Below are 8,882 nucleotides of genomic sequence, written 5' to 3'. Positions count from 1 at the left end.
CAATATTGCTTTTCGATTATTACCTCCACGTAAATGCAGGCGGGTGAGTTGTTTATTTTGCAGTTCTTGCTGCACAACAAAGTTCGGGATCCAACAAAAACCGATGTTGCGCGCTAAAATGGATTTTGCTTCATGAAAGTTCGATACAGTCCAACGTTGTTCCGCTTTAAGCCAACCAATATCATTGATTGCATTTATTCCCGTATCTTTAATCACAATTTGTAAATGTTGGGCTAATTGCTTGTCATCATCTATGCGTTCTAATTGCGCAAGCGGATGGTCTGGATGGCACACAAGTTCAAAATTTGATTCACATAATGGCTCTGCAATATGACCTTTAGGTGGTGTAGCACAAATAGCAATGTCTACTTCATTATTAAGCACAAGTTCATGAGTGCCGGTGATCACCGAGTCGATAATCGTTACCCTTGTACCACGACTTAGTGGTAAAAATTCGTCTAGAGCTGCCACTAACGTGTCCATAGGATAAATGATTTCTCTGGCGATCGTTAGGTTAGGTTCCCAGCCTTGACCTAAATTATTGGCGAGTTGTTCAAGCTCTTCAACCGATTGGGTTAAATGACGAGAACGACGTAATAACACTTCACCTTGCTCGGTTAAATAGGCTTTGCGACCTTTGACTTCGAGTAAGTTTATACCCAGTTGATGCTGCAGTTTTGCCACTGCATGGTTTAGCGATGATTGGCTCTTATTGAGTTTTTCTGCAGCCTGAGCATAGCCTCCAAAATCAACGACAGCTTGGACAATTCGCCATTGTTCTAAGGTTGATTTAGCTCGGCTCATTAAGTGTTCTCTTTATTGTTGAGTAAAAATGACGGAAAATCATAGCATTGTTTGAAATAAAAAAGGCAAATGCACTGCATTTGCCTCAAACGTATCACTGCTAATATTTAGTGTGATTTGGCATCGTTCATAGACGCTTTAGGCTTAACCAGTTTAGGTAAGTATTTCTTAGTACTAGGAATATTATTTAAATATGGTCCTTTATGTAACGTTTCAGGCCAATCTAGTAACATCATTGCTAATACGTTTCTGTGTTCACCAGAAGATAATTCAGCTTTGCCATGTGGTGACGGGATCATCATCAGTTTAGGATCGTAAGCTGCAATCACATGCTTTTTAACTTTATCTACCACTGGGTTATCACCGTTGCCGGTAATTAAGAAACTAATACCTACTTCAGTAATAATATCTTCGGTAGTATCGGTCAAAATGCGATCAATGTTTTTTTCAAAGTAATTTAAAATCCACTGATATTCTTTTGGGTCAACCGAATGTTGATAATACTCGCTAGCTGAAAAAATAAAGTGAGTCATACCATAAACTTTGTTTTTATATTGACTCTTTTTGAGCTTAGCATCATTGTTGTCAGGATAAGTGTTAATGAAGGCTTTTTTGTAAGCTTCATAATAATCACCGACACCAACTTGCTTAGCCCAGTACACATAGTTAATTAGCTGTGCCGCCCAAGCTCTGATCATCTTTTTATCTGTTAAAGCGGGTTCTAAGTTGGCATTTTTTAACGTTTTAATCATTAAATCATGACACGGTCCGGTAAAACCAAATTCGTCTACACGACTGGCGTAACGTAATAAAACATCGCTATATAACATAAAATTCGGGTAAGGGGCGATGGCTTCTTTACGCGCGATACCGCGAGGACCTTTGCCTAACTTATCCACTTCAATTTGTGATTCGCTTTTAATAAAACCGGGTTTATCAAGATTACAAGAATAGTAAGCTTGGCGCTCTGCAATGGTTAGTAAATCGATTAATGAGCCATTAGCGTATTTGGTTTCGCCCGTCATACGAAATTGACGAATAGCATAATGCCCTTGCACACGCGGAGGTAATGAATAAAGGTTGGTTTCTAAATTGGTTTTAATTCCTTGATAAACTTGATCAGCCGTTAAATTATGCGATGTTTTTTCAACTGACTCTTTAGCGAACGCCACACTACTAAACAACGTAGCTGACAATAGTAAATACGAGAGTGTTTTACTCTTGCGTAGTTCCAGCATGTTTAAATCTCCTGATAAGTGAATGTGGGTCAATTGGTAGGCCAATAAGCCACTCAAGTTGATCGTTTAAGGTTAAATGTGTTTCGTTTACAACCAATAAATCAAATATCTCATTAGGCGATATTTGGGCTGGTGTCTCTGCAATGATTAATTGAGCCAATGCCGTTTGCCATAAAGGAAGATAATGATTAATACCTTGATTAGCAATAGCTTGATAACTAAATATTGCATCCGTTGCGTTTGGCCATGGTAAGCCAAAGCTTTGTTCAAAAGCTGTAGACAGAGATTGATTATGGCTTAACCAAACCTCCTGCTGCGCACCTTTGAAGTCACCTTTATATTGATAAAAAGCTAGCGAAACCTTTGCTCTAAATACCCATAATTGTTGTTGATATTGCGCCACTAATTGATGACGTTTAGACAATTTTGGTAGGTTTAGCTGCTGCTCAAGGTAGTATGCGAGCCATTGCGTGGCAATCGCATGGGCCTCAGTGTTTTGTGCTCTATTGGTGAGGAAATAAAACTGACGACCTTGCGCCAAGGATACTATTGCTCGACTTAATGCGTTAATTAATTTTTGTTGTTGTTTTACGTTGGTTAATTGTGATGGAAAGTTTAGCGAATATTGACCGAATTGATGACCTATAACAGTTTGTTTTATCAATTGACTATCTACGTTTAAAGGATTGTGTTGTTCATCTTGTGTATATGTAAAAATTTCTCCCATTAATCGCTGTTGGTGCCAAACGCGGATGAGTTGCGTATCACTAAGGCTGTTTTGTTGACTATCACTAGGCGACGTCGTTTTGTCTATTTTAGAATGATCAACTCTAGCATCACCTACTGTGATGAATTCAAACTTGAGATCTAAAGCTTTTAGGCTTTCGAAGATTTTCTGTAAAAATGCATCCGTAGTAATCGGCTTTATGGTCGATGAATTACTGACTCCGCGAAGGGCATTGGCGATATTCCATGGCGCAATATCAAGGTTAATTGTTTGGCTTGCTAAGAATTGCGTTAACAACTGTGGCGTTAGGTCATGTAATGAGAGTTGTGCCTGTGCGCTATTATCATAGTCTTGAGCAATAGCATGCTGTTGTTGTAATCGATGAATTAATGCAAGCGCTGAAGCTTGTTTGTCTTTCGCACGAATTTGATAGGCAAGCCAAGCCTGTTTTCTACAATGTTCATTGGGCTGTTTAAGTAAATATTTGGCAATACGAATCTCAATATTGGTATTGTTGCTATCCGCATTCAGTTCATTAGTTAAGGCACAGTCCGGCTGATTAAACTGCATGGTAAATTGCTGCTGTGATAATGCTTGATTATTGCTTGCCTGGGCGCTGTGCAGTTTTGACTTTTGGATTAACTCCCACTGCGATTCTCTTATGGCGACTAAGCGTTGTCCTAATTGATCATAAGGTGGTCGAAGCTGTAGCAACTGATCAATTAAGCGTTGGGTATTGGTTGCTGTAGCTAGCGCATAAAGTTCATCGGCAAGGTGTAATTGACACCATAATAAGCCTTGTCTATTTAGGCTGTCGTTGGCGAAAGGGCGGTAATATTGAATTCTGTCGTTGATATTATTTAACGCAAGTGTGCGTTTTTCAAATTCAACAGCTTGTTGTTCAACAGACTGAAAAGAAACAAGCTTGTCTTGTCCTAAATCAGGTTGATATTGTAAGCACTGTTCGACGAACAGTGCTAAGGGATTAGCCACAGCGCTTGCTGTGGCCAAAAGATTAAAAAATAGGGTTGCTACAAAAATGCTTTTTAGCATAAGCCACGCGTTCCTCAACTGACATTGTTGAGCTTTTCATCGCTTCGACATGCTTAAGTCGAGGTAAAATCCCTCTACCGTTGGCAATTTGAATTGTTAGACCTGGTCGTGCATTCAATTCAAGTAGCAGTGGGCCTTTGTTTTTATCTAACACCATGTCAGTACCTAAATACCCTAACTCGCACATTTCGTAGGCACTCGATGCCGTGTGGAGTAAGGTTTCCCAATGAGGAACTTTGATGTTCGACAGTGGAAAATGAGTATCAGGATGCTTATCAACGGGTAAATCAAATTGCACAGCATGCAAACTGCTTCCGGTAGCGATATCCAAACCCACACCTACAGCGCCTTGGTGTAAATTTGCTTTACCATCAGATGCAGCAGTTGATAAACGTAACATCCCATGACAGGAAAGCCTTTAAACACAATTAAGCGGATGTCAGGGACACCTTCATAACTTAAGCCTTCAAAGACTGGATCAAATTCAATTAGTCCTTCAACAATCGCGACATCAGGCTTACCGCCGAGTGAGAATAAACCACTTAAAATGTTAGATACATGACGATAAATTTCACTATGAGTCACTTCGTGGCCATTGGGCTTGTAATAACAGCCATTGCTCACTCTGGTGATTACCATAATGCCTTTACCGCCAGAACCTTTTGCCGGTTTTATGACAAAACCGCTACGGTCAAGAACCATAGCTGGAATTTCTTGGATTTTATGTTGTTCATGAACAACCCCAATTAAATCGGGAACCGCAATGCCATTAGCAAGCGCAAGTTGCTTAGTAATTAGTTTGTCATCAACGCGTTTATAAAACTTACGCTGATTATAACGACCAATATAGCTAATATTGCGCCTGTTCATGTTGAGTACACCGCTACGGCTCAATTCCCAGGGCCAGGCGTACTTCATTATTGCTCTCCAACTAATGGTTTAAAGCGTTTTAGCTCAGTTAAACGGTAACCAGTGTACTGTCCCATCACTAATACCAAGGCTAAAATCACTAAATGAATGCCTAAGAAGTTGAAAACCCAATGTTGAACTAATTGGTTGTCCATAGCTAAGTACGCCAATGTCGCCACAAATAAGCTACCGCCACCCGATACAAAGACTTTTTTAGGACCTTCTTCTTCCCACAGAATAGACATACGTTCAATAGTCCAGGCAAGAATGATCATCGGGAAGAAGGTAATGGTTAATCCTTCACTTAAACCTAACTTGAATGAAATTAAGGTAAACAAGCCAATAATAAAAATCACCACGATAATGACCGCCGATATTCGGGATATGAGCAGTAAGTTGAGTGTGGACAGATAGGAACGGATCATTAAACCAAAGGCAACAATCAATAAGAAACCGATTAAGCCTGTTAATAGGGTAGTTTGGATGAACGCTAGCGCAATCAAAACAGGCATAAAGGTACCTGATGTTTTGATGCCAACAATGACACGTAAAAACACCACGACTAATACGCCGATTGGGATTAATAGAATGCCTTTAAAGGTGCTTTGTTCTTCAAGTGGTAACTGATATAGGGAGAAATCCCACGCATCGTCATTCATCATCATGTCGATAGATGTTGCTAATGCTGAACGAGTATCTTGTAGCATTGAGAAATTAACTAATGAATTATTTCCTCCCATGACATCTAGCACAGAGTGACCAGTATATTCCCATAGCACTAGGGTATTATCACGGCCTTTTTTGTTGTTTGGAACGTCAAAAAGCTCCCATGCTCCATCATTATAAACTTGCACATATGATGTAAGCTGTTGACGACGTCGCTGATCTTCAAGTTGCAAACCATTAACGATACGTGCAGGGACACCTTTTGAATGCAGCATGCGTACAAACAAATTGGTTGAAGTATTAGCTGATAATAACAACGCCATATTCTGGCTTTGATCGTTATCGTTAATCAAATTCATCAATTGTTGAGCAAACGATAAATTAGTCGCACTGCGAGCCCATACTTCTTCAATGACTTGCTCTGCTGCTGATTTTTCTGTTGCAGGCCATGAATATAATTCTGGCGTGGCAGGTTCTTCGACAGCTTCAATATTAAGCTTGCCTGTCGGTACTAAAGTCACTCGGTAATATAATGCTTGTGAGCCAGAAGCATCACGTATTGACCATACTGCGCGACGATTATGGGCATCAGCTGAAATATTTAAGCCATAACCTGGTGATGATGCATTTTCAACTAAGATGTCAAATGCAGGATCGTTCGGTAATGAGAAATTGACCTCAGCAGGTTGATTCGTTCCATTAAAACTGATTTTGGCATCCACAGCCCAGCTTTGTACCTGTTCACCAGGTAAAAAAGGCACATTGTGTTCAACACCACGATATATGCTGGTGCTAATACCAATGATAAATAGCAACGCAACAAATATGTAAAACGGTTTACGAGAATGCATTACGGATCCTACTTAATTAACGTGGTAATTTGGTTTTTGGCTTTACCATGAACGTAGATTTGGCCTACATCAACAATGGCAATATCTTTCATAAACTTACGACCTAGTAACAAAGGATAATCTAGGTGGCTTCGATCCGTAAGGTTTAAATCCGTTTCGGCTGCATATTTACCTATTTTTAAATGGGCGTGGATAACTGGGCGGCGATCATCACCTGTATCAGCATCTTGTTTTATACGGACAAAGCGCTCAACTTTAGATTCAAATGTATTGACGGGTTGGTCTATTCCATTAGTCATCACGTCATAGCGAACCCATTGTTCGCCTTCTCGTTCAAACAATACGATATTGCGCGCATCTAAAGATGATGACTCAGCACCAGTATCGATGCGAGTCGCAAACTTGGCTTTGACTTCATCAACAAATACACTCTCGACTTCACCAAGTAAAAACTTCTCGCCAATCATAGCTTCCGGACATTGTTGTGGAACCGAGACTGGTTTTGGCATTGGTGGTTGAACAATGATGGTTTTTGGTTTTTGACTCATCGCGGTGCTTATCTGAGTCTTCAACTTACGCATTTCCTCAGAAAGAGCGCTTATGTCGCTTGCTTGCTGACTATTCTGTGAATTAATGGCATCAATAATGACGGTTTGCGAAACTTGCAAACTGCTATTCAAGTCAGCATTTGTCAGCGGAGGTGTTATTGGTTTTTGGATGGTTGTACAACCCGATATTAGGGCCGCTGCAACGGATAGAGCAATTACCTGCTTTAACATGTCAATTCCTGTTGAATAGTAATATTTATACTAGATCGTGATTCGGTTGGTTCTTTGTTGCAATAATGATGGCCCTCTTGGGCGCGGGATAACCTTCTACGGTTAAACTCACATCATTAGGATCGAGATAATCGACTAGAGATTCATTTTTCATCCAGTGGGTGCTGCGTTGTTCTGCCAGTGAGGTGATATCGATGTCAACACAACGAATATCAATAAACTCACATTTCTTTAACCATAACATTAAGGCAGCAACAGATGGTATAAACCAAACGTTGTTCATTTTGCCATATCTATCTTGTGGAACAAGTACTGCATTTTCATCGCCATCAATCACCAGTGTTTCAAGTACCAGTTCACCACCGACTCTTAATTGGTCGCGTAATTGTAGTAAATGGTCTATCGGTGAGCGACGATGGTAGAGCACGCCCATAGAAAACACCGTATCAAAGGCATCTAATGGAGGTAATTCTTCTATGCCCAGAGGCAACAAATATACTGGGTGCTGATTGCCGGCCACTCGTTTGATTGCTTCAAATTGGCATAAAAATAACGGTGAAGGATCAATGCCTACAACGCGAGTTGCACCATCACCTAACATCCGCCACATGTGGTAGCCACTACCACAACCCACATCTAACACAGTGCGATTTTTTAATGGCGAAATAAAATTTTTGACTCGATCCCATTTCCAATCACTGCGCCATTCAGTATCAATTTGAATACCATGAACGGAAAATGGACCTTTACGCCATGGTTGAAACACCGCCAGTAAATTAGTGAGTTTTTCAACTTGTCCGGGGCTGAGTTGTTCTCCTGTTCCAATCGTTACACTGCTACTAAAATCGATATTATCCGGTTGAGGATAATGTAATTTATTGAGCACTTTTTCCCATTTAGGTAAATTACCGTGTTTATGATCTCGTTGCCATTTACCTAAAATTGCCGGTAAAGTTTCTAACCAGTGTTGTAGGTTCGAATCAGCAATGTCTTTATAAAAAGAGCTAAAATTGATCATTTAATCGCTACCATAGATGCAAAGTTAAAACATTGAAACCAAACTGAGAAGTGACTAAAGCCGTTTTCGGTTAAGCGTTGTTGGTGTACATTTAAGCTGTCTGGACGCATAACGTTCTCTAATGCACTGCGTTTCTGACTTATCTCGAGCTCACTATACCCATTTGCGCGCTTAAAATCTAAATGCTGTTCATCTAGTAATTGTTGGATATGGTTATCTTCAAAGAATAATTTTTCTGAAATGACTAAAATTCCACCCGGTAACATACCATCGTAAATACGTTTAATTAAAGCATCCCGATCATGAGTGGGTAGAAATTGTAGGGTAAAGTTTAACACCACCATAGAGGCATTCTTGATGTCGATATCTCTGATATCAGCACACAATAAATTGACTTTGATGTCGCTGACATACGCTGCAAGATTTTCAGTGCAACGTTCAATCATCGACTGACTGTTGTCTACCGCATAAATTTGACATCCGCGCCCTTCAATTTGGCGACGAATGCTTAACGTAGCTGAGCCTAATGAACTGCCGAGATCGTATATATTGCTTTGAGGTGTGACAAAACGGTTAGCAAAATCACCAATGGTATTGATGATTTGTGCGTAGCCAGGAACGGAGCGACGGATCATGTCATTAAATACACCGGCAACACGTTGATCAAATTGGAAATCTGTAATTTGGTCGGTCACATGAGCGTATATCGTATCTTGTTGAGAGTTCATCAGCTGTAATATGGAAAAGTTAGAAATGTATTTTAGCTAATCATGGTGAACTGCAGCAAGTATCTAGCTGGTAATTTGTGAGTTTTTTTTCAATTTGTTGACAATCATG

Annotated in this window: 7 protein-coding genes and 1 pseudogene; all 8 read right to left on the bottom strand. The window is 40.1% G+C overall.

Annotated elements, in window-relative coordinates; all coding sequences use genetic code 11:
* Positions 1-804 (bottom strand): LysR family transcriptional regulator (locus CXF78_RS03370; RefSeq protein ID WP_102035975.1); only part of this gene is annotated, 804 nt, incomplete at its 3' end.
* 107 nt (positions 805-911) lie between these two features.
* Positions 912-2,042, bottom strand: a complete 1,131-nt coding sequence (locus CXF78_RS03365) for a DUF3541 domain-containing protein (protein WP_102035974.1) — start codon at positions 2,040-2,042, stop codon at positions 912-914.
* Entirely contained in the window at positions 2,020-3,762 is a 1,743-nt protein-coding gene (locus CXF78_RS03360) for a hypothetical protein (protein WP_145991365.1), read from the bottom strand. The genes CXF78_RS03365 and CXF78_RS03360 overlap by 23 nt, the downstream gene beginning before the upstream one ends.
* Before the next feature lie 22 nt (positions 3,763-3,784).
* Positions 3,785-4,740, bottom strand: a pseudogene (locus CXF78_RS03355) (alpha-L-glutamate ligase-like protein).
* Positions 4,740-6,248: a UUP1 family membrane protein gene (locus CXF78_RS03350; protein WP_011637645.1), complete on the bottom strand. Its 1,509-nt coding sequence runs from the start codon at positions 6,246-6,248 to the stop codon at positions 4,740-4,742. Before CXF78_RS03350 ends, CXF78_RS03355 begins: the two are co-directional and overlap by 1 nt.
* An 8-nt stretch (positions 6,249-6,256) precedes the next feature.
* Positions 6,257-7,027 carry an ATP-dependent zinc protease family protein gene (locus CXF78_RS03345; protein ID WP_011637644.1) on the bottom strand — a complete coding sequence of 257 codons (771 nt, stop codon included), beginning with the start codon at positions 7,025-7,027 and terminating at the stop codon, positions 6,257-6,259.
* A gap of 25 nt (positions 7,028-7,052) precedes the next feature.
* The gene (cmoB, locus tag CXF78_RS03340; protein ID WP_059743780.1) at positions 7,053-8,045 is read right to left on the bottom strand and encodes a tRNA 5-methoxyuridine(34)/uridine 5-oxyacetic acid(34) synthase CmoB; all 993 of its coding nucleotides are present in this window, start codon (positions 8,043-8,045) and stop codon (positions 7,053-7,055) included.
* Complete coding sequence (gene cmoA / locus CXF78_RS03335; RefSeq protein ID WP_011637642.1) at positions 8,042-8,773, bottom strand: carboxy-S-adenosyl-L-methionine synthase CmoA; 732 nt, start codon at positions 8,771-8,773, stop codon at positions 8,042-8,044. Before cmoA ends, cmoB begins: the two co-directional genes overlap by 4 nt.
* Between the last annotated feature and the right edge of the window lie 109 nt (positions 8,774-8,882).

Origin of the sequence: Shewanella sp. 11B5 (assembly GCF_002836795.1) — a bacterium.
Classification (GTDB): domain Bacteria; phylum Pseudomonadota; class Gammaproteobacteria; order Enterobacterales; family Shewanellaceae; genus Shewanella; species Shewanella frigidimarina.
This window is presented reverse-complemented; position numbering and strand designations above follow the sequence as displayed.